This is a genomic window from Kocuria rosea, assembly GCF_023715525.1.
Taxonomy (GTDB): domain Bacteria; phylum Actinomycetota; class Actinomycetes; order Actinomycetales; family Micrococcaceae; genus Kocuria; species Kocuria rosea_A.
Window position 1 is genome coordinate 33,401 of record NZ_JAMBOG010000005.1, and the last position, 20,538, is coordinate 53,938.

The following is a 20,538-nucleotide window of genomic DNA, read 5'->3' on the forward strand; positions in this document are numbered from 1 at the left end:
GCGGACCAGCTTGTGGGCTCTGACCTACCCGGTCATGGCCTCGTCCATCGGCTCGTCCATGACGGCCAGGGACCAGCACCACCCGGCCAACTCCCGGGCGATGGCCACGGTGGCAATGGTGGGCCGCTTCTTTCGTTCCAGGAAACTCACCCACCGGGCGTGCAGCCGGCGGTTGCCGGCGTCCCCGCGGGCCCGGGCCGCCGCCGGGGCCTTGTCCCAGCGGGCACGCATGGTCGCCCCGATGCGGTAGGCGGGCCGGTGGTGCCAGGCCGCCTCGACCAGCAGCCGGCGCACGTGGGTGTTGCCGGTCTTGGTGATCGGCCCCTGTGCTCTGCTCGCCCCGGAGGAGTGCTCGGAGGGCACCAGCCCGAGGAAGGCGCCGATGGTGTTGCCGGTGAACCGGTGCCAGTCACCGATCTCGACCGCCAGGGCGAAGCCGGTCAACGTGGATATCCCGCGCAGGCAGCACACCCGGTGCACGACCGGGGTGAACTGGGAGTCGGCGGCCATCGCGGTGATCGCCGCATCCAACCGATCGCGGCGGGCGAGGGTGGCCAGCACGGCCTCGTGCTCGGCGTCGAAGGCCACCCGGGTCGCCGGGGTATCCAGGTGCTGGCGGGCCAGCCACGCGTGGTGAGCACCCGTCCAGGCCTGCCCACCCGAATAGACGATGCCGTGGCGCAGCAGCAGCTTCGACACCCGATGCCTAGCGCGCATCAGGTCCCCGCGGCAGTCCTTCCGGGCCCGCACCAGGTCCCGGGCGGCCTCTTGCTCCACCCCGGGAACCGTCACCGTGGTGATCTCGTCCAGGCGCAGCAGCCGGGCCAAGTGCACCGCATCGCGGGCATCGGTCTTGACCCGGTCTCCGGAGGGCCGTTGCAGCTTTGACGGGGCCGCGACCACATACCGCACGCCCGCTGCTTCCAAGGACCGGGCGAGCCCGAACCCGGTCGGGCCGGCCTCGTAGGCCACCGCCACCGGCCCGGGCAGGCCCCCGATCCAGGAGCGGATGTGGTCGTGGTCCGGGGTCAGCCGGGCCTGTAATAGTTCGCCGGTGGTGCCGTCAATCGCTGCTGCGGCGACGGATCGTGCGTGCACATCCAGGCCGACGCTCGTACGCTCTGTCAGCACCGGGGCCTCCCACACATGTCGGATAGGCCGAGCAGGCGGCCCCTGCTCGGTAACCCACGAATCTGTGTGAGTGAGGCCCCGGCCCGCAACCCCCAGCGAACCCGGGCGGTCACTACATACCGTCTAGCGCCTCCCGCTCCGCACCGGCCACGGGCACCACCGCCACCGTCCGGAACCGGGGACCGAGAACGAAGGACAAAACCGTGACGCAGCATGCGACGAACGGCCCGCCCGTGCCCCTGCTGCAGGAGCTGCTGCTCGAGAGCGAGAACATCACCGGGTTCCTCGACGCCGTCACGACCACCATCGCCGCCGCTCTGAGCCAGGATGGGGAGGAGGTGTGGTGCGCGGTGACCCTGCTGCGGGCCAGACGCTCCACCACCGTGGCCGCCTCCGGTCCTGACGCCGAGGCGCTGGACGAGCTCCAGTACCACTACGGCGACGGGCCCTGCCTGACCGCGGCCCGTGAGCACCGGATGGTCCACGTGGCCGACACCCGCACCGACCCCCGCTGGCCCGCATACGGCAAAGCCGCTGCTGAGGCCGGGATCCTCTCCGCCCTGGGAGTGCCCATGGAACTGGGCGAGGAGGCCACCGCGGGGGTGAACGTCTACGCCCACCACCCCCACGCCTTCGACGAGGCGACCCTCGCGGTGATCCAGCGCGAGGTCGCCGCCACCTCGACGACCCTGCGCCTGGCCGTGCGGATGGAGAACCACCGCGACACCGAGACCGACCTGCAAGCGGCCATGGCCTCCCGGACCACCATCGACCTGGCCGTGGGCATCGTCATGGGGCAGAACCGCTGCCCCCAGGAGCGCGCCTTCGAGATCCTGCGGGCGGCCTCCAACCACCGCAACGTCAAGCTGCGCGACCTGGCCGCCGAGCTGGTCGCCACCGTCGGCGCAGGCCCAGCCACCACCCACTTCGACGCCTGAGGCAGGCCCGCCCCTCACGCGTCGGGGGCACCCGCGCGTGTGCCGGGTGTGATGCGGCAGTGGAATAGACTTGATGCCTGGTGGTCAAGCAGCTGGCTGCCGGGCGGCACGTCATGGCCGCCCAGCCTCACCATCGCTGCCCCCGTTGCCGGGGTCGGGCCCTGTCGAAGCGGGCCGTGTCAGCGCGGTGAACCGACCCCTTCTGCGCCGGCGCAGGCCCTGGGCGCTGTCACGCCCGGTGTGCTGTGCCCTGAACCACCACGGAACACATCACCCATGATCGATCGTCACGCGGGCGGATCAGCCCCTTCGGTGATGCACGAGCTGCTGCTGGACAGCCCGGACATCACTGCTTTCCTCACCCAGTTCACGCAGAAGATGGCCACCACCCTGGCTGCCGACGGGGAGGAGGTGTGGTGCGCGGTGACCCTGCTGCGGGAGCGCCGCTCCGCCACCGTGGCCTCCAGCAACGACCGGGCCGCGGCCCTGGACGAGATCCAGTACGTCTACGGCGACGGGCCGTGCCTGACCGCCGCCCGGGAGCACGTCGTGGTCCACGTCCCGGAGGTGGCCACCGACGACCGGTGGCCCGGCTACACCGAGGCCGCGGCCGCGGCCGGGGTCGCCTCGGTGCTCGGGGTGCCCTTCGAGCTGGCCGGGGAGGCCAGGGCGGCGCTGAACATCTACGCCGATCAGCCCCACGCCTACGACCAGGCCAAGATCGAGGCCGCCCGGCAGGAAGTGGCGCTGGCCTCCAGCGCCCTGCGCCTGGCGGTGCGCCTGGCCGGCCACCGTGACAAGGAGGCGGATCTGCAGGCAGCCATGGCCTCGCGGACCTCCATCGACCTGGCCGTGGGCATCGTCATGGGCCAGAACCGCTGCACCCAGCAGAAGGCCTTCGAGATCCTCAAGGCCGCCTCCAACCACCGCAACGTCAAGCTGCGGGACCTGGCCGCCGAGCTGGTGGCCTCTGTGGGCAAGGGCCCGGCCGCCACCCACTTCGAGAACTGAACACTCACGGGGCACGTCGCCGGAGCGCGCGGCCTCGTCCCATGGTCCGGCCGCCGGCCATGAGACGGGGCTCACGTGCGTCAGCAGGGATTCGCCGAGGGGCAAGGTCCGGAACAGCGGGCAGGGTGTGCTCTGGTTGCCGGGTCGGTCATCGGGAAGTCAAGCAGTCGGCTCGCCGATGGTAGCCCCTGCGGCCGCCCTCCCTCTGGGTTCCCATGGGGCCGAGCCGATACCCCGTCCTGAACGGCTGGGATGCGACCACCACCAGATCCGCTGCGGGAGGTGGCGGCCGAACCAGTCACCGCCGTCGTCAGCCGCACAGCGAGGCCACCACCTCCCTCGGCACTGGGCGGCGGGCCAGAGCCTCGTAGGGCGCGGTCCCGGTGCCCCGGTTGCCGAGCCCCTCAGGGGCCTCCTGCGGTGGAGGGCAGGTCGAGCAGGGGCCGTGCACTCTTCGTCCTCCGAGGACACCGTCATGGACCCCGCCGCCCCCCTTCCCGCCCTGTTCCCCGGTCCGCTCGAGGACCGCCTGCGCTCGCTCCCGCCTTCCGGCGGCGGTGCCCGTGCTTGAGTGGAGTGCGCTCTTCACCTCCGACATCCCTGGCTGGAGTTGTTCGCCCGCGGCACGGTCACCTTCTTCGTGCTGATGGTCCTGATGCGCTTCGTGGGCCAGCGTGAGGGCGGGGGCCTGGGCCTGTCGGACCTGCTGGTCGTCGTCCTGGTCGGAGAGGCCGCCGGGATCAGCCGCACCGGGGACGGGGAGAAGGTGCCCGACGGGCTGGTCCCCGGGGCCACGATCCTGTGCTGGAGCGTGGTGATGGACGCGGCGACCTACCGGTGGCCGCGGTTGGCTCGACTGCTGAAGGGCCACCCCCGGCCGTTGATCCTCGATGGGCGGCTCAACCGCCGGGCCATGCGCCGGGAGTGCATCAGCGACGAGGAGCCGGAGGCGCAGCTGCGGGTCCACGGCATCGAGGACGCCTCCCAAGTGCGGCGGGCCTACCTGGAGCCCCGCGGCGAGCTCAGCTTCCTCACCAACGACCAGACCGAGAACCGTCGGAGCTCCTCGGAGACCTGGCACCGACCCGCCCGCCGCACAGCACCAGGACGTGATCGCACAGGCTCACGGTTCTGGGGTGCAAACGTTGCAAATGCCTGGTCCACCAGCCGCAACGCGCGTATCGTGGACTGAGGTCCAGCAGGTGGCCGTGAGATCGATGGCATGCGATGAAGGATGCTTCTCATGGACCACAAGCTCTCCGTGCTGATCCAGATCGACCTGAACGGCGCCTACGTGCGCCTGGTGGTCACCGGCTGCCTCACCGAGGCCAACCAGCACGTCCTGCACCCCCTGATCCGCCGCGCGAGGACGTTGATCCCGCCGGTGACGGTCAGCGTCGACCTCACCACCGCCGGGCACCTGGAGGCGGCCGCGGTGGAGGCGCTGCGCTGGGCCGTCGACCACGACGAGAGCCTGCAGGGGGCCAGCCCGGTGCGGGTGGTCGTCCCCCATGGCCTGCCCGCCCACCGGCCCGCACCTGCCCGAGCCGCCCGTTCCGTGCAGGAGCTGGGGTGGGCGGCATGAGCCGGGCACCGCGCACCAGGCCCTCGGTGCAGGCCGGGCAGATCGACCGGGTCCTGACCTCACTGGGCCAGCGGCTGGGTGCGGTCACCGGCGGGGCGGCGGTGGCCGCCATCGCCCAGGCCGCCGTCCACCACGTGGCAGGGACCCGGTGGGCCAGTGTGAGCGTGGCCGGGCCGGGGCGGTTCCGCACCCTGGTGGCCACCGCCCCGATGGCCGCCGCCGCCGATGCTCTCCAGCACTCCACCGGGCAGGGCCCCGCCGTGGACCCTCTGCTGGAGGGCGCCGTGCACCTGGTCGGGGACCTGGCACGGGACCGCCGCTGGCCGGCCTTCACCACCGGCGCCGCAGAGCATCTGAACGTGGCGAGCCTGGTGGTCTACCGCCTGCCCCTGCCCGAGGACCCGGGCACCACCGTGGGACTGAGCCTGTACGCAGACGTCCCGGACGCCTTCGACGGGACGGCCCTGTGGGCCGGGTCCGTGCTGGCCTCCCACGCCGTCGGGGCGGTCTCCGCCGGACACCACCGCCGGCAGACCCAGCACCAGGAACAGGCCGTGGCCACCGCCCGGGAGGTCGGCACCGCCACCGGGGTGCTGATGGCCCGCTACGGGCTCCCCCGCGAGGAAGCGCTCGACCTGCTGTGCACGACGGCCCAGGACACCCACCGCGATCTCGCCGAGGTCGCCGGCGAGATCATCGACACCGAGCTCCATCGCCTGCCGCCCATGCCCACCGGCCCTCAGCGCCTGCACCGGGCCTCCTGACCCGCACGCGGCAAGGCCCGCGCCTGAGTCATCGCCACCGGCGCGGGTCCCGTCGCTGCTCAGCAGGGTCTGCAGTCCGGCGCCAAGCCCCGGGCGACCCCTGCAAGGGCCACCAGTTGTACCGTAAGCCTGCTGGTCATTCACGCCGGTATCGCATATTCTGGAGCACCGGTCCAGCAGCAGGCCACGAGATCCTCGCGTGAAGAGAAAGCCGCTGTTGTGACCCACAAGCTCTCCGTGACCGTCCAGGTCGACCTGGACGGCAGAACCATCCGAGTCCTCGCCACCGGGTGCCTCACCGAGGCCAGTCAGCGGGCCTTGCACCCGCTGATCCGCCGAGCCAGGACCCTCACCCCCGGCATCCACGTCACCGTGGACTGCACCGGGGCCCATCATGTGGAGCCCACCGGGGTGGAGCTGCTGCGCGCGGCCGTCGACCACGACGAGGGCTCGGACGGGCTGCGCCCGGTCGAGTTCCTGTTTTCCGATTCCCGGCGGGGGCCGGCGGGGACCCAGGGGCACGGTCACCGGACCACATCGGCTCGTGCGCTCCAGCATCCTCAGGTGTCCGAGATCCGCGGTGGCGTCTCGTCTGCGGAGGACAATCCGAAGGTGGTGCCAGCTCGTGCGGCATCCTGATGTCCACCGCCCTCCCGCCCGTGCCCACCGCCACCCCGGTCCTGCTCTCAGGCGCCCGGGGACGGGCCCAGTCCTCGGCCACACCCCCTTTCGCGCCCAGGAGCTCCGTCGTGGACCTTGAACTGTCGGTTCTCGTCCGGATCGACCTGGACCACAGGCGTGTGCGCCTGGTCGCCACCGGGCGCCTAACGGAGACGAACCAACGCGTGCTGTACCCGTTGATCCACCACGCCCGGACGCTCACCAGCGACACCGAAGTCGTCATCGACCTCACCTCGCTCGAGTCCGCGGAGAGCGCAGCGCTGGACCTGCTGTGCTGGGAGGTCGCACACGAGGAAACGGGGCAGCCCACCGGACCGGTGCAATTCGTCCTGACCGAGCCACCGCCCGCGGGCAGGCTCTCCTCCTCCCCGGCAGCCGAAGCGTGCCGGACCGGGTCCACCGCCTGGACCCCGCCCGACCCGGAACCGGCCCCCAGGTCGCCCAGGAGGAACGGACCGGGGCACTCCCCGCTCACCCCCGGTGCGCGACCGACGGAAGGACGGACCATGACCACCCCCACCGCAGCCCGCCCCACGCACCACTCCGCACTGGAAACGGCCGCCCTGGCCCACGGGGCCGCCTTCCTGCTCGTAGGGCTGGCCGGCTTCGTCCCCGGTCTCACCACCGGCTACGACTCCCTGGAGTTCGCCGGTCACCACTCCCAGGCCCTGCTGATGGGCGTCTTCCAGGTCTCGATCCTGCACAACCTCGTGCATCTGCTCTACGGCATCGCCGGGGCGGTCATGGCCCGCTCCGGCGGCAGGGCCCGGACCTACCTGCGCTGGGGCGGGGCCGTCTACCTGGTGCTGTGGCTCTACGGGCTGGTCGTGGGACAGGAGTCGCCGGCGAACGTCGTCCCGTTCAACAGCGCCGACGACTGGCTGCACCTGGTCCTCGGGACCACCATGGTGGGCCTGTCCTTCCTGCGCCGTGACACCGCACCCCCGACGGCCTCCACCGGCCGCACGCACTGACCCTCTCCGCACCCTCCTCGAGACCGAGGACCCCCGGCCGACGGGATGCGCGGGGAGATCTGCTGCCGGCACAGCGCCACGCGGCACCGACCGCCGCCCACCGGCCAGGCAGGGCTGTGGACCCGTGGTCGGCGCGCGGCCCGGTGGCGGGATCGTCTCAGCCGGCGCCCTCCTCCTCGCCCAGGTCGCCGTCTCCCACGCCACCGGTCTCGTTGTCGGGGCCATCGGCTCCGTCGCCCTCGCCCACGCCACCGGTCTCGTTGTCGGGGCCGTCACCGGCGCCTTCACTGGTGGACTCGCCCAGGGGGCGCTGGTCTCGGCGGGAGCCTCCGGGGCTTCCTCTGTTTCGGTGTTGTCGCATCCGGCCAGCAAGAGCCCTGCGATGGCGGCGGTGGTCGCGGCGATCACTCGCGTGTTCGTGTTCATGACCCACGGTAGGCACACGGGCACGGCCTGCCACAAGCCCCCGGGGGGCTTCCCTCGAGCGTCGGCAGGCCCATCCGGACGATTCGTTGATGTGGGCGGGCCACGCGTCCGGGCCACGCGTTGCGGACTCGGCGCCCTGGGCCCGGCCGGCGCGGTCCGTCAGCACCGGCGTGGCAGGACGACATCCGATCCCCTCATGTCGGCAGGGGTATTGATGCCCGGCGTCGTCGGCACACGAAACCCAGGGGCCGACCAGCCCTACGGGTCGAGGATCGACTCCGGTTGGCGTCGTCCCCTCGACCCCGTAGGCTGGAAGAAGTAAGCATGCTTTCCGGATTCGTCCGTAAACCGGTGGTTCCCGTCCCGGGGCCATGTCCACCACGACCGACACGAGGAAACATCATGACTGCTCCCGCCAACCGGACCTCCGCCCGCCGTTCGCCCGTCCAGACGGCCGCCCTGCTCTACGGCGCCGTGTTCGTGCTCGTGGGCCTGGCCGGGTTCATCCCCGGCATCACCACCAACTACGACACCCTGCAGTTCGCCGGCCACCACTCCGAGGCCATGCTCATGGGCCTGTTCCAGGTCTCCGTCCTGCACAACGTCGTCCACCTGCTCTACGGTCTGGCCGGGATCGCCATGGCCCGCTCGGCCCCGGCCGCGCGGAAGTACCTGCTGTGGGGCGGGGTCGTCTACATCGTGCTGTGGATCTATGGGCTGCTCGTGGGCCAGGAGTCCCAGGCCAACTTCGTGCCCCTGAACACCGCCGACGACTGGCTGCACCTGTTCCTGGGCGCGACCATGGTGGGGCTGTCCTTCATCGGCCGCGACACCCACGACCGGACCGGCGCCCGCCGCTGACCCCGCCCTCCGACCCCCAGGCCTGTCCATCCCCCTGCGCGTCCACCCCGCCGGGCGGTGCCGCAGCAGGAGCAGCACGTGTAGCGTGACCGACACACCGCCGTCCGGCGGCGCGAAAGGAGTGCCATGACCGACACCGACATCCCCGACCCGGCTGACAACAAGCCCTCCCAGGCCGAGGGCAATCCCGGCGACGAGCAGGTGGAGCCCGCCGTCGAACCGGCCGGCAACAGGCCCTCCCAGGCCGAGGGCGCGCCGGAGGACCAGGACGTGGGCTCGCCCGGCAGCGCGGAGGGCAGCGACCCCGCCCGCGGCGGGGCCGCCGACGACGCCTGAGCGGACGACCGCCTGAGCCACCGTGCGGGCCGGGGGTCCGGGGACCGACGAACCCCGGACCCCCGGCCCGCACGGTCTTCGTTGCGGCTCCGGCGCCCTCGATCCGGGCTTCACCGCGGTCGGGCAGCGTAGCCGTGCTTGTCTCGCCCGCGCGGCACCGATCGAGAGCGACCTCGTGCGTGAGGACAACGGTCGGACCTTATCCGGTCGGCGAGCCCGGCGCCTGACCGCACGGCCCCCGGTCGAGGGACGGTGCGGGTGCGAGGATCCTTCCCGGTGCGCGGTCGGTGTCCGTGGGCGAGGGCGATCCGCCCGGACCCTGAGCCCGCCGGTCACCGTCACCGTCGACCTCACCGTCGACCTCACCGCCGCCGAGCACGTGGAGGTCGTCGGGGTGGACCTGCTGCGCTGGGCGGTGGACCACGACGAGTCCATGGGCGGGGCCGGCCCGGTGAAGATCCTCCTGCCCGACGAGCTGCCCGATCATCCCCCCGCGCCGGCCCGGATGATCCACCACCTGCGGGTCCCCGGGTGGTCCCCGGCCTGAGCAGGGAGGACCCGTCCCGTGACCGCGGCCGCGGTGGAGCCTGGCCACGACCGGTGGTGTCCGAGCATGACCTGGCCCCCGCACGGCCTCACGGGGCGTTGCGTCCGGGCAACGGGTGTCCGGCTCCTGCCGACTGTTCGAGGGCTGAGCCAGTCCGCGGGCACCGGGGTGCGGCCGCCGGGGCCTCGCGCCCGGCGGACGGCCCGAGCCGGGCGGTCCGCCCGCCCCCGCGGCGAGGGATGCGTGGGCGCCGGGAACGCTGTGCGGGCCCGTCCCGTGCAACTGCCCGAGCAGGTCGGGGTCGCGGGTGGAGCGGCTCCACGATGGATGCCACCACCCCGGTGGCCGGCCGGTCCGGCACGGCCAGGCCGCCGAACGCCAGTCCGCGTGCCGGGTGGCGGTCGCGCGACCACAGCACCGCCCCGGCCTGGACCAGCCACCCGCTGCCTGCCGGCCGCGACGCGCCGTGGCGCGCCTCCAGAGCCGCCACGTCCGGCCTCGGAGAACGCTTTCCCTGCCCGGCCGTGGCGAGTTCACCCGTCGGGGCCACAACGTGGCGTCGGGACCCTCTGCTGCACCGCTCCGGGCGTGGAACGCCTCGGGGCGTGGGCCACCGACCTCGGAGGTGCGCAGCCCTGCCCGTCGGGCGCGAAGGGAGCGGGTCAGCGGGTCGGGGGTGCGGCGAGGCGGATGAGCAGGGTGGGGACGGCCGCCAGGGCCACGACGATGGCCCCGAGCACCAGAGCGGGGGCATATCCGTGGCGGATCAGCGGTGCGGCGACCAGCGGCCCGAGGATCTGTCCGAGGCTGAAGGCGATGGTCAGGATGGCGCCCGAGCGGGGGACGCCCATGCGGGCCCCGGCGCCCATGCCCAGGGAGACGATGCCCAGGAAGGTCCCCCCGAAGATCACCCCGGCGAGCAGGGCCGCGCCGCTGCCGGTGAATACCGCGGGCAGGAGCATGCCCACGGACTGGACGAGCAGGGTGGTGCGCAGCACCGTGGCCGGTGGGAAGGTTCGGGCCAGGCGGGCGTAGACCGCGGCGGAGGGCAGGGCGGCGAGTCCTACGAGCACCCAGGCGCTGCTGCCGACCCATCCCGGGGTGGTGGCGCGGATGGCGGCGACGAGGAAGGTCCCGGCGATGATGTAGCCGGTGCCTTCGAGGAAGTAGCTGACCACCAGCGCCACGAAGGAGTCCCGGGTCCCCGGGCGCGGCCGAGCCGAGGAACCAGGCCCGGTCTCCGAGGCCCGGGTCGGGGCGGGAGCCCGGGGGTGGCTCACCGGCAGGGTCCAGGCCACCGCGCCCAAGGCGGCGGCGGTGGTGGCGCAGGCCCACCAGGCGGTGGTCCACGTCCCAGCGCTTTCCAGGACGAGCACGAGCACGCCGGACACGGCGATGCCGCCGCCGATGCCGCCGTAGACCCACCCGCCGCCGCTCGACCCCCGACAGGACAGGCGAGCGGCCACGGCACCGGCCACGGCGATGAACACCAGGGCGCTGACGACCCCCGAGCACCACCGCGCCAGGGCCCAGACCGGTACCGAGGTGGTGGTGGCCATGGTGACCAGGGCGACGACCTGGGCCACCAGCGCGGCCCGGAACGCCGGGGCCGAGGTGGTGGTGGCCGGCCGCACAAGGGCCAGCACGGCCCCCAGCAGGTAGCCCAGGTAGTTGGCGGTGGCCAGCTGCGCCCCCTGGTCCGGGGCCAGCCCGGCCTGGTCCTGCATCAGCGGCAGGATCGGGGTGAAGCCGAACCGGCCCACGCCCATGGCCATCGCCATCGCCGCGGCCCCCGGCACGACGACGGCCCGGACGCTCGGGGGCTTCTGCAGCATGATGCGGTGTCCTCTCCTGGGGGCCGGATCGGCTCGGCCTCCTCCGAGGCTAGGAGTCGGGATCGGCGTCCGTACAATGCCTGTTCCGCACCATCTATGCTTGGGCAGCATGGATGTGGAGCTGCGGCACCTGCGGGCCTTCGTCGCGGTGGCCGAAGAGGAGTCCTTCACGCACGCGGCCGCCGAGCTGCATATCACCCAGCCGGCACTCACCCGCACGATCCAGCAGCTGGAGGCCGCCCTGGGGGTGCGGCTGATCGCCCGCACGTCGCGGACCTTCGAGCTGACCGGTCCCGGACGGGAGTTCCACGTCAGCGCACAGCGGCTGCTGGCTGACCTGGAGGCTGCGGTGCAGGCCGCGCGCGGAAGCGCGGTGTTCCGCCTGGGGTTTAGCTGGCTGCTGCCCTCCCCGTGGGCACAGGAGACCGCGGCGCGCTTCACCGAGGCCACGGGGATGCCGGTCGCCTTCGTGCGGTGCGACCATCCGGCGACGGCGCTGCAGCGGGGCGAGGTCGAGGCGGTCGTGATCCGCTCCGGTCAGCCCGATGCGGAGCTCGAGAGCGTGGCGCTGTTCGACGAGCCGCGGGTGGTGGCCTGCTCCCGCCGCTCCCCCCTGGCCCGGGCCACCGGCCTGGCGTGGAACCAGGTGCCGGAGTGGCCGCTGGTGATCAACACCGCCACCGGCACCACCCAGCCCTCCCTGTGGCCGGAGGCGACCTCGCTGACCGTGGTGCGAACGGCCAACTACGACGAGTGGATCGAGTCCGTGGCCGCCGGGGTGGGCATCGGGATCGTCCCGGACATCGCCGAGCACCGCAACACCCACCCGGAGCTGCGCTTCATCCCGCTGGAGGGCGCCCCACCGGTGACCGTGCGCCTGGCCCTGGCGCCCCGGCTGCCGCGCGGGATCCGCGAGGAGTTCCTGCACGCCGCCCGCCCGCAGAAGCCCTCCCCGGCATGACCTGCCCACCCCTCTCGTCCATGTGTGACAGACATGGGTGATGACTGCCCGGCATTTTCCCGCCCGCCCCTCCCGCTTCTAGCCTGAAGGCACTTCGCATCGGCGGGATGTCTCCGCTGTGATGCGACCCGGACCCGAGGAGGCCACCCATGTTCGAGCCCCGATCCCTGGAGTCCCCGATCGTGGGGGTGCCGATGGCCGGCGGACCCTCCACCCCGGAGCTGGCGGCGGCGGTGAGTGCGGCGGGGGGCCTGGGGTTCCTGGCCGCCGGATACAAGAGCGCCGGTCAGCTGGCCGCCCAGATCCAGCGGGCGCGCGAGCTGACCAGCGCCCCGGTGGGCGTCAATCTGTTCGTGGTCGAACCCGTCGAGCCCGACCCGGCAGCGCTTCAGGCCTACCGGGTGGCGCTGGAGCCCGAGGCGCAGCGGCTGGGCGTGACGCTGGGCACCCCGCGGTGGGACGACGACGGGTGGGCGGGCAAGCTGGAGGTCGTCCTGGACCTGCAGCCCGAGGTCGTCTCCTTCACCTTCGCCTGCCCCGACGCCGACGTCCTGGGCCGGCTGACGGCGGCGGGGATCACCACCATGGTCACCGTCACCACCGCCGCCGAGGCCCGGATCGCCGAGGCCCGCGGCGCACGCGCCCTGTCCGTCCAGGGCCCGGGCGCCGGGGGCCACCGGGCCACCTTCGACCAGAGCGCCACCCCGACCCAGGCGCCCCTGGGGTCCACGGTCGAGGAGATCGTCGCCGGCACCGGCCTGCCCGTGGTCGCCGGCGGCGGGATCGCCACGGCCGGCGAGGTGGCGGGCCTGCTGAGCCGCGGGGCGGTCGCCGCCCAGGTCGGCACCGCCCTGCTGCTGGCCGACGAGGCCGGCACCAACGCCCTCCACCGGGAAGCCCTGACCGGTGGCCGCTTCACCAGCACCACCCCGACCCGGGCGTTCACCGGGCGGCTGGCCCGGGGACTGACCAACCGGTTCATCACCGCCCACCCCGGCGCCCCCGTCGGGTACCCGCACCTGCACCACCTCACCGCACCGGTACGGGCGGCCGCGGTCGCCCAGCATGATGCGGACACCGCCCACCTGTGGGCCGGCACCGGCTTCCCCGCCATCCACGGCGGACCCGCCGCCACGGTCGTGGACGCGCTGACCCCCTGAAGAAGCGGCGTGCCTGTCGCCCTCCTCGGGCAGGACACCCGACGGCCCACGAGCCCGCCCGCTCCGGGGGCGCGTCCTGCGGCGAGCGCTCCGCCGGACCCCTCGGCGAAGCCGGAAACACCCCTGCCGGCCCGCACGGCCGGCCACCGCACCGGGTCCCGCGACGCCGTCGTGGTGGAGGGGCGATGCCGGGTGCCCGTCCGCCCACGCCGCGGCGGCACGAGGCATCCGGGCGGCCCCCACGAGTGTGGAGGACTTCGTCGCCGGTCGGGCTGGGACCGGGTATCAGACGGCCAGCCCCGAGGTCTGCCGGGGCACCGCCGTCTTGGTCGCCGTGACGACCCCGCGGGGGATGTCGCCGCGCAGGACGGCATCGACGTTCTGCCACACGGTCGCGATCCTGCGCTGGACGTTCTCCCAGCCCACACCGGCCATGTGCGGGGTGCACACCACCTGCTCCAGCTCCAGCAGCTCGCTGGCGGTGTCCAGCGGCTCGTTCTCGTAGACATCGAGCCCGGCCCCGGCGATGCGCCCTGCGCGCAGGCAGTCGATGAGCGCGGCCTCGTCGATGACTTCACCGCGGCCGACGTTGACGAGAACGCCGCTGGGCTTCATCAGGGCCAGTTCCTCGCGCCCGATCAGCCGGTCCGAGTCCTTGTTCAGCGGCAGGCTCACGCAGACGATGTCGGAGATCGCCATGAGCTCCGCCAGCGCGACGGGACGGGCCGGGATGAGCTCGGAGACGGTCAGCGGGATCTCCGCGTGGTCGTAGAAGACCACGTCGGCGCCGAAGCCGTGGTGGACGATCCTGCCGACCCAGCGTCCGATGTTGCCCAGTCCGACGATCCCGACCGTCTTGCCGTAGAGCTCCGAGTAGGAGGTCTCGTCCAGGTCCTGGCGCCATTTCCCCTCGCGCAGCAGCTGCACGGAGGCCGGGATCCGCCGCAGCACCGTGAGCATCAGCGTGAGCGCGTGCTCGGCGACGGAGATGGAGTGGGTCTTCATCTGGGCCACCGGAACACCCAGGTCGTCCAGGACACTCACCGGGAGCTGCCCGTAGCCGGAGCTCATGTACTGGATGAACTGCACGTTCTTGGCCGCCCGGAACACCTCTTCGGGCACGTCGATGCCCGAGATGATGAAATCGGCGTCGGCGGCCTCACGGCACAGCTGCGCCACGTCCGTCTCCGGCGGCATCACCGTCACCTCGAAGCCCTCCGGGGTGGAGTCCACCAGACGGTCGATGTAGTCCTTCAGCGGGTTGATGTACAGCACTTTGTACGTCATGGGTGCGTACCTTTCATGGGTCGATGCCTGTCGGTTGCGGCACGTCGATCCGTCCGAGCAAGCACGGGCGCATCGGCGCGGGATCAGCTGTCGGTCGCGGCGAGAGCTGGGTTCTCCAGCTGCGCGGGCAGGGCTCCGAGGACCGCCTCCACCACGTCCTGGGTGCCTGCCGTCCCGCCCAGGTCGCGGGCCCGGGGGCCGGTGGCCAGTGCGGCCTCGACGGCGGCCTGGATGCTCTGCGCTGCCCGGGTGCACCGGTCGTCCCCGTGGCGTTCGCCCAGCCACTCCAGCATCATCGCGGCCGAGAGGATCATCGCGATCGGGTTGGCGATCCCCTTCCCGGCGATGTCGGGGGCGCTGCCGTGGGAGGGCTGGAACACGCCGTGGGTCGGGCTGACGTCGGCCGAGGGCGCCACGCCCAGCCCGCCGACGAGGCCGGCGGCGATCTCCGAGACGATGTCGCCGAAGATGTTCTCCGAGACGACCACGTCGAACCGTTCCGGGTCGGTGACCAGGTACATCGATCCGGCGTCGATGTAGTACTTGGCGCTGCCGACGTCGGGGTTTCTCGCGGCGACCTCGTCGAAGACCTTCTCCATCAGCACGTTGCTGCGCAGGGCGTTGGACTTGTGCAGCAGCGTCACGTGCCCCGGCGTGCCCCGCTTGCGGCGTGCTCGGGCCTGGGCGAAGGCGAGGTCGAAGAGCTTCTCGCAGGTGGCCCGGGTGATCGTCATGCGGTCACTGGCGGACTCGTCGCTGGGCTCGTGCTCATCGGCCAGGCCCGCGAACATCCCTTCGGTCGTCTCCCGGATGACGAGCATGTCGATGTTCTTCGCCGTCACCGGGTTCTCGACCCCGGGGAAGAGCCGGACCGGCCGGAGGCTGGCGAAGAGCCCGTAGTGGGCGCGCATCTCGACCTGGGCGCCCAGTTCCAGACCTTCCGGCCCGCGCACGTCGGGCAGGCCCATGGCGCCGAACAGCACGGCATCGGCCTCACCGATCTCGTCCATGTCGGCGGCGGTGATCTTCCGTCCGGTGCGCCGGTACAGGTCCGCGCTGAAGTCGTAGGACGTGTAGTCCAGCTCCAGCCCGCAGCGCGCCCCGCACTCCCTCAGGACGGCCAGGGCGGCGTCGACGACCTCGGGCCCGATGCCGTCACCGGGGATCACAGCAATGTCGTAGTCAGTCATGGCTCTCCTGCCTTGCTATTCACCAGGGGCTCCCCACACTGTTCCCACCTGGTAGGAAACAGTTTCTGTGAAGCGGGAGGACCATAGCAGGAGGTGACTCGGCCCACAAGGGGCTGCAACGAGGCCGTTTCCATGCGCACGTCAACCGGGCGACCACGGGTCGTAGGGGCGAGGCCTGGCCGTCCGCCGTCACGGAGGCGAGACGTACGTCTCGGCGCGAAGGAGGGCGTCGAGTCCCGTCAGGTGCTGCCCCCCGGGCTGCGGGCGCGGGCCCGGTCGGTGACCGAGCCCTACGCTGAAGTCATGTCCTCTCCCGAGTCCTCCAGCAGCAACCGCACCCTCGAGCGCGTGGCCGCAATCCTCGACGCCGTGGACCGCGCCGCGGTCTCGGCCAGTGAACTGGCCCGCCGCACGGGCCTGTCGGTGTCCACGGCGCACCGCCTGGCCCTGTCGATGGTCGAGTACGGGTTCCTGCGCCGCACCGAGAGCGGGGACTTCCGGCTCGGCCAGCGTTTCGTGCGCACCGCCATGGAGGCCGCCGCCACGCCCGTTCTGGACCAGCTGCGCACCGCCACCGGGGAAACGGTCCAGCTGTGGGTGCGCCGGGCGGACGAGCGCGTCTGCACGTTGAGTCTCGACAGCACCCAGGAGCTGCGGGTGGCCCTGCCCCAGGGTTCACGCCTCCCCCTGCCGGCCGGGTCCAGCGGTCGCCTGCTGGCCGAGGAGCCGGAGGCCCTGGGCGAGGTGGCACGGCACGGGTGGGTGGAGTCCGTGGGCCTGCGCACCCCCGGGCTGGGTTCGGTCAGCGCACCCGTGCTGCTGCACGAGAGGATCGTCGCCACCGTGTGCCTGGCCATGCCCCTGGCCCGGGTGCGGGTATCCCCGGGGACCGACTTCGGCGCCGCCGTGGCCGAGGCCGCACGGCGCGTGGGCGAGGAGTTGCAGCTGCGCCAGGTCTGACACCGGCCCTTCAACACCATCCTCCTCGGAAAACTCGCCGAGGGGGTTGTGTGTGTCCTGGGTCACTTGCTACCGTCTTCCCGCCAAAAGGCACCCACTTCCCACTGTGTGAGAAGTTGAGGGGTCCAGGAGGACCGACTGTGGAAGCAGGCACCATGACCGAGAATCTGCACATCGAGGGCGAGACGCTCCCGCTGGAGGGCATCCGCGTGCTGGAGCTGGGAAGCTTCGTCGCCGCCCCCTTCGCCGCTCGCCTCTTCGGCGACTTCGGCGCTGAGGTCATCAAGATCGAAAAGCCCGAGGGTGGGGACGAGCTGCGCGACTGGCGCAAGACCCGAGGGGCCACCTCGATGCTGTTCCGCACCGTGGCCCGGAACAAGAAGTCCGTGACCCTGGACCTGCGCTCGGACACGGGCCGGGAGGCCGTGAAGAAGATCGCCGCCCAGTGCGACGTCGTGATCGAGAACTTCCGCCCCGGCACCCTGGAGAAGTGGGGCCTGGGCCCCGACGTCCTCACCGAGCTCAACCCGGAGCTGATCATGGTCCGGATCTCCGGCTACGGCCAGACCGGCCCCTACAAGAACCGGGCCGGATTCGGCAGCTCGGCGGAGTCCTTCGCCGGCCTGCGCTACATCACCGGCGAGCCCGACCGCCCGGCCGGCCGGGCCGCAGCCTCCCTCGGCGACACCGTCGCCGGGCTCTACGGGGTGATCGGCGCCCTGATGCTCATGCTGCAGAAGGCCCGCAGCGGCCGTTCCGGGAGTTCCCAGGTCGTCGACGTCGCCCTCTACGAGGGCGTGTTCAGCCTGCTGGAGTCCCTGGTGCCCGACTACGACGCCTACGGCATGGTCCGGCAGCGCACCGGAGGGGCCCTGCCCGGGGTCGTGCCCACCGGCTCCTACCCCACCGGGGACGGGCTGGAGGTCGTCATCGGCGGGAACTCCAACTCCGTCTTCCGCCGCCTGATGGCCGCCGTCGGCCGGGCGGACCTGGCGGCCGACGAGTCCCTGCTGACCACCGAGGCCCGCGCCGCCCGGGAGGCCGAGCTCAACGGCGCCATCGCCGACTGGACTTCCAGCATGCCGTTGAAGGAGGTGCTCGAGCTGCTCGATGCCGCCGGAGTGCCCGCAGGCCCGGTCTACGACGCCCCGTCCATCGCCACCGACGAGCACTATCTGGCCCGGGACATGATCCAGGCCCACGAGGTCGTCGTCGAGGACGAGCCCGAGCTGATCCGCTTCCCCGGGGTGGTTCCGAAAATCCCAGGCCACCAGGGGCGGGTGCAGTGGGTGGGACCCGAGCTGGGCCAGCACACCGCGGAGGTCCTGCACGATCTGGCCGGGCTGAGCCCGGAGCAGATCGCCGACCTCACCCCGCAGGCGGTGCGCTGAGGTGCGGATCCAGCTCACCGACGTGTTCCTGCGCGACGGCCTCCAGGACGAGGACGTCGTCGTCCCCACTGCGGGCAAGCTCGCCGTCGCCGAGGCCCTGGTGGCCGCTGGTCTCCCCCGCCTGGAGGTGGCCTCCTTCGTTAACCCGCAGAAGGTCCCGCAGATGGGCGACGCCGCCGAGGTCCTGGCCGGCCTGCCCCCTTCCGAGCAGGTGACGTACACGTCGCTGGCCCTCAACGGCCGCGGCGTCGGCCGTGCCGTCGCGGCCGGGGCCACCGACGTCGCGGTGGTCGCCTCCGCCAGCCAGGCTCACAGCAGCGCCAACGCCGGGCAGGGCATCGAGGACGCCCTGGAGAGCCTCGCCGCGGAGGTGGCCCGGTACCCGCAGACTCACTTCTTCGCCGGGATCTCCACCGCCTTCACCTGCCCCTTCGAGGGCGAGATCGACCCCGCCCACCTGCTGCGGGTGGTGCGGGCCTTCCAGGCCATGGGCGTCACCGACATCGGCCTGGCCGACACCCTCGGCACCACCCCCACCGACCAGGTCGTGAACGCCGTGGCGTACGTCCAGGACGCCGAACCGGGCCTGACCTACTCTCTGCACCTGCACAACGCCCACGGCCAGGCCCTGACCACCGTCAGCGCCGCCGTCGAGCAGCTCGGGATCACCCGCTTCGACAGCGCCCTCGGCGGCTACGGGGGGTGCCCCTTCGCTCCCGGGGCCCACGGCAACATCGCCACCGAGCAGCTCGTGGCCCATCTGCACGGGGCCGGCTACGACACCGGCATCGACGAGGCCCGCCTGGCCGAGGCCGTGCGACTGGCCCGCGATGTCGTCGCCTGCTCCCCCGCCCTCGGTTCCCTGAATCCCGCCGCACGCCCGGCCTGACAGTCCACCGAGTTGCCGGGCCGTCAGGCCGTGGGCTCGGTGGACGATCGCTCCACCCTTTTTCCTGCTTGTTCTTCTTCCGATCACCATTAGCCGTCCGCGCGCAGCCCGCAGGGCCGCCGTGCCCACACGAACCGGGGGACACCGATGTCCATGACACCACCCACCGCCCAGACCACCGAGCCCGCCGGCCAGGCACCGGATCAGCAGCCTGCGGACCCGGGCACCGGGATGCACCGTGCGGTCGCCCCGACCGCCGGACCGCGCCGCGGAACGCACTATCCCGGCCGCCAGGGCTTCCGGATCGCCAGCACGCCCGCCCCGCTCTACGTCGTCTTCGCCGCCGTGGTGCTCATCGCCGCGCTCACCGGCAACCTGCCCGAGTCCATGCTCTCGGGCTTCGCCGTGACCATCCTGCTGGGCGGGCTGCTCATCTGGATTGGCAACCTCTTCCCCGTCATCCGCGACTTCGGGCTGCCGACCATCCTGTGCACCTTCGTCCCGGCCATCCTGATCTTCGCCGGACTCATGCCGGATAACGCCGTGACCGTGGTGCAGAACTTTGTCGACACCTACGGGTTCCTGGACTTCTTCGTCATGGCCCTGATCGCCGGCTCCATCCTGGGCATGCCCAGGGCGCTGCTGCTCAAGGCCGGGCCCCGCTTCGCGGTGCCGCTCGTCGGGTGCCTGATCGCCACCTTCGTCCTCATCGGGGCCCTGGGGGCGGTCACCGGTTTCGGCTTCGTCGAGGGCATCCTCTTCATCGCCGCCCCCATCATGGCCGGTGGCCTGGGCCTGGGCGCGGTGCCCATGTCGGAGATGTACGCCGCCCGCACCGGCGGGCAGGCCGATGCCTTCATGGGCGACCTGATGTCGGCGGTGGTGATGGCCAACATCGTGTGCATCCTCATCGCCGGGATCTACAACGGGCTGGGCAAGCGCAAGAAGCAGCTCTTCGTCGGGTTCAACGGCCACGGCCAGCTGCTGCGCATCCAGGGCAAGGCCGGGGAGATGGCCGCCCCGCCGAAGAAGGAGCTCTCCTCCTTCCTCTCCCTGGGCAAGGGCCTGCTCATCGCCGCGGTCCTGTTCGTGGCCGGCAACCTGGTCGCGGTCTACCTGCCGGTCCTGCACCCCTACGCCTGGACCATCCTCTTCGCCGCCGCCGTGAAGATCTTCGGCCTGCTGCCCAAGGACCTCGAGGACGGCTCCTCGGAGTGGGGCGACATGATCGCCTCCATCCTGGTCCCGGCCCTGCTGGTGGGGGTGAGCATGACCTACATCGACATCCAGGAGGTCCTGGCCTCGGTGAGCGACCCGATGTTCATCGTCCTCACCATCGCCACCGTGGTGATCGCCACCCTCACCTCCGGGCTGCTGGGCTGGCTGGTGAAGTTCCACTTCGTGGAGGCGGCCATCACCCCGGGTCTGGTCATGGCCGACACCGGCGGCTCCGGCGACGTCTCCGTGCTCAGCGCGGCCAACCGCATGCACCTCATGCCCTTCGCCGCCCTGACCAACCGCCTGGGCGGAGCCCTGGTCCTGTTCGTCACCTCCCTGCTCGTCCCACTCCTGGCCGGCTGAGCCGGCGCCCGTCCCACCGGTCCGCCGTCC

General features: G+C 72.1%; 20 protein-coding genes. 16 read left to right on the forward strand and 4 right to left on the reverse strand.

Translation table 11 applies throughout. The features are described from left to right. Positions 1-24 precede the first annotated feature (24 nt). Positions 25-1,128 carry an IS110 family transposase gene (locus tag M3185_RS04790; protein ID WP_445298420.1) on the reverse strand — a complete coding sequence of 368 codons (1,104 nt, stop codon included), beginning with the start codon at positions 1,126-1,128 and terminating at the stop codon, positions 25-27. Between the two features lie 206 nt (positions 1,129-1,334). Here M3185_RS04790 and M3185_RS04795 point away from each other — a divergent pair, with 206 nt between their 5' ends. The 10 genes from M3185_RS04795 (at position 1,335) to M3185_RS04840 (ending at position 9,254) form a co-directional block, all read left to right on the forward strand. Then, positions 1,335-2,069: an ANTAR domain-containing protein gene (locus M3185_RS04795; protein ID WP_251332533.1), complete on the forward strand. Its 735-nt coding sequence runs from the start codon at positions 1,335-1,337 to the stop codon at positions 2,067-2,069. 276 nt (positions 2,070-2,345) lie between these two features. Further along, complete coding sequence (locus tag M3185_RS04800; RefSeq protein WP_251332534.1) at positions 2,346-3,080, forward strand: GAF and ANTAR domain-containing protein; 735 nt, start codon at positions 2,346-2,348, stop codon at positions 3,078-3,080. Positions 3,081-3,690: 610 nt separating this feature from the next. Beyond that, positions 3,691-4,272, forward strand: a complete 582-nt coding sequence (locus M3185_RS04805) for a DUF421 domain-containing protein (protein WP_251332535.1) — start codon at positions 3,691-3,693, stop codon at positions 4,270-4,272. Positions 4,273-4,323: 51 nt separating this feature from the next. Beyond that, positions 4,324-4,665 (forward strand): hypothetical protein, encoded by a 342-nt coding sequence (locus M3185_RS04810; RefSeq protein ID WP_251332536.1) that lies wholly within the window; start codon positions 4,324-4,326, stop codon positions 4,663-4,665. Beyond that, positions 4,662-5,429 carry an ANTAR domain-containing protein gene (locus M3185_RS04815; RefSeq protein WP_251332537.1) on the forward strand — a complete coding sequence of 256 codons (768 nt, stop codon included), beginning with the start codon at positions 4,662-4,664 and terminating at the stop codon, positions 5,427-5,429. Before M3185_RS04810 ends, M3185_RS04815 begins: the two co-directional genes overlap by 4 nt. A gap of 219 nt (positions 5,430-5,648) precedes the next feature. Continuing rightward, positions 5,649-6,068: a hypothetical protein gene (locus tag M3185_RS04820; protein WP_251332538.1), complete on the forward strand. Its 420-nt coding sequence runs from the start codon at positions 5,649-5,651 to the stop codon at positions 6,066-6,068. Between the two features lie 548 nt (positions 6,069-6,616). After that, on the forward strand, positions 6,617-7,084 hold the full coding sequence (locus M3185_RS04825) for a DUF4383 domain-containing protein (protein ID WP_251332539.1): 468 nt from the start codon (positions 6,617-6,619) through the stop codon (positions 7,082-7,084). 828 nt (positions 7,085-7,912) lie between these two features. Further along, positions 7,913-8,371, forward strand: a complete 459-nt coding sequence (locus tag M3185_RS04830; RefSeq protein WP_251332540.1) for a DUF4383 domain-containing protein — start codon at positions 7,913-7,915, stop codon at positions 8,369-8,371. 126 nt (positions 8,372-8,497) lie between these two features. Beyond that, positions 8,498-8,707 (forward strand): hypothetical protein, encoded by a 210-nt coding sequence (locus tag M3185_RS04835; RefSeq protein WP_251332541.1) that lies wholly within the window; start codon positions 8,498-8,500, stop codon positions 8,705-8,707. A gap of 394 nt (positions 8,708-9,101) precedes the next feature. Continuing rightward, entirely contained in the window at positions 9,102-9,254 is a 153-nt protein-coding gene (locus M3185_RS04840; RefSeq protein ID WP_251332542.1) for a hypothetical protein, read from the forward strand. Positions 9,255-9,916: 662 nt separating this feature from the next. Here the strand turns inward: M3185_RS04840 and M3185_RS04845 are convergent. After that, positions 9,917-11,089, reverse strand: a complete 1,173-nt coding sequence (locus M3185_RS04845) for a YbfB/YjiJ family MFS transporter (protein WP_251332543.1) — start codon at positions 11,087-11,089, stop codon at positions 9,917-9,919. Positions 11,090-11,198: 109 nt separating this feature from the next. On the opposite strand from M3185_RS04845, the gene M3185_RS04850 reads away from it, so the two are divergent. Both M3185_RS04850 and M3185_RS04855 read left to right on the forward strand, forming a co-directional pair. After that, entirely contained in the window at positions 11,199-12,050 is an 852-nt protein-coding gene (locus tag M3185_RS04850) for a LysR family transcriptional regulator (RefSeq protein ID WP_251332690.1), read from the forward strand. 149 nt (positions 12,051-12,199) lie between these two features. Further along, positions 12,200-13,210 carry a nitronate monooxygenase gene (locus M3185_RS04855; protein WP_251332544.1) on the forward strand — a complete coding sequence of 337 codons (1,011 nt, stop codon included), beginning with the start codon at positions 12,200-12,202 and terminating at the stop codon, positions 13,208-13,210. Between the two features lie 285 nt (positions 13,211-13,495). Here the strand turns inward: M3185_RS04855 and M3185_RS04860 are convergent, their stop codons facing one another. Further along, entirely contained in the window at positions 13,496-14,497 is a 1,002-nt protein-coding gene (locus M3185_RS04860; RefSeq protein WP_251332545.1) for a 2-hydroxyacid dehydrogenase, read from the reverse strand. Positions 14,498-14,580: 83 nt separating this feature from the next. After that, complete coding sequence (locus M3185_RS04865; protein WP_251332546.1) at positions 14,581-15,687, reverse strand: isocitrate/isopropylmalate dehydrogenase family protein; 1,107 nt, start codon at positions 15,685-15,687, stop codon at positions 14,581-14,583. Positions 15,688-15,990: 303 nt separating this feature from the next. On the opposite strand from M3185_RS04865, the gene M3185_RS04870 reads away from it, so the two are divergent. From M3185_RS04870 to M3185_RS04885, 4 genes are all read left to right on the forward strand, one after another. Beyond that, on the forward strand, positions 15,991-16,647 hold the full coding sequence (locus M3185_RS04870; RefSeq protein ID WP_251332547.1) for an IclR family transcriptional regulator: 657 nt from the start codon (positions 15,991-15,993) through the stop codon (positions 16,645-16,647). A gap of 155 nt (positions 16,648-16,802) precedes the next feature. Next, a complete protein-coding gene (locus M3185_RS04875; protein ID WP_251332548.1) occupies positions 16,803-18,038 on the forward strand; it encodes a CaiB/BaiF CoA transferase family protein in 1,236 nt (411 codons plus the stop codon). A 1-nt stretch (position 18,039) separates the two neighbouring features. After that, positions 18,040-18,927, forward strand: a complete 888-nt coding sequence (locus M3185_RS04880) for a hydroxymethylglutaryl-CoA lyase (protein ID WP_251332549.1) — start codon at positions 18,040-18,042, stop codon at positions 18,925-18,927. A gap of 153 nt (positions 18,928-19,080) precedes the next feature. Further along, positions 19,081-20,508 (forward strand): 2-hydroxycarboxylate transporter family protein, encoded by a 1,428-nt coding sequence (locus M3185_RS04885; RefSeq protein ID WP_251332550.1) that lies wholly within the window; start codon positions 19,081-19,083, stop codon positions 20,506-20,508. Positions 20,509-20,538 lie beyond the last annotated feature (30 nt).

Bases quoted from the DNA above. Each gene is read 5' to 3' on its own strand.
- M3185_RS04800 (WP_251332534.1), top strand. From the start codon at position 2,346: ATGATCGATCGTCACGCGGGCGGATCAGCCCCTTCGGTGATGCACGAG.
- M3185_RS04810 (WP_251332536.1), top strand. From the start codon at position 4,324: ATGGACCACAAGCTCTCCGTGCTGATCCAGATCGACCTGAACGGCGCC.
- M3185_RS04815 (WP_251332537.1), top strand. From the start codon at position 4,662: ATGAGCCGGGCACCGCGCACCAGGCCCTCGGTGCAGGCCGGGCAGATC.
- M3185_RS04825 (WP_251332539.1), top strand. From the start codon at position 6,617: ATGACCACCCCCACCGCAGCCCGCCCCACGCACCACTCCGCACTGGAA.
- M3185_RS04830 (WP_251332540.1), top strand. From the start codon at position 7,913: ATGACTGCTCCCGCCAACCGGACCTCCGCCCGCCGTTCGCCCGTCCAG.
- M3185_RS04835 (WP_251332541.1), top strand. From the start codon at position 8,498: ATGACCGACACCGACATCCCCGACCCGGCTGACAACAAGCCCTCCCAG.
- M3185_RS04845 (WP_251332543.1), bottom strand. From the start codon at position 11,089: ATGCTGCAGAAGCCCCCGAGCGTCCGGGCCGTCGTCGTGCCGGGGGCC.
- M3185_RS04850 (WP_251332690.1), top strand. From the start codon at position 11,199: ATGGATGTGGAGCTGCGGCACCTGCGGGCCTTCGTCGCGGTGGCCGAA.
- M3185_RS04855 (WP_251332544.1), top strand. From the start codon at position 12,200: ATGTTCGAGCCCCGATCCCTGGAGTCCCCGATCGTGGGGGTGCCGATG.
- M3185_RS04860 (WP_251332545.1), bottom strand. From the start codon at position 14,497: ATGACGTACAAAGTGCTGTACATCAACCCGCTGAAGGACTACATCGAC.
- M3185_RS04865 (WP_251332546.1), bottom strand. From the start codon at position 15,687: ATGACTGACTACGACATTGCTGTGATCCCCGGTGACGGCATCGGGCCC.
- M3185_RS04870 (WP_251332547.1), top strand. From the start codon at position 15,991: ATGTCCTCTCCCGAGTCCTCCAGCAGCAACCGCACCCTCGAGCGCGTG.
- M3185_RS04875 (WP_251332548.1), top strand. From the start codon at position 16,803: ATGACCGAGAATCTGCACATCGAGGGCGAGACGCTCCCGCTGGAGGGC.
- M3185_RS04885 (WP_251332550.1), top strand. From the start codon at position 19,081: ATGACACCACCCACCGCCCAGACCACCGAGCCCGCCGGCCAGGCACCG.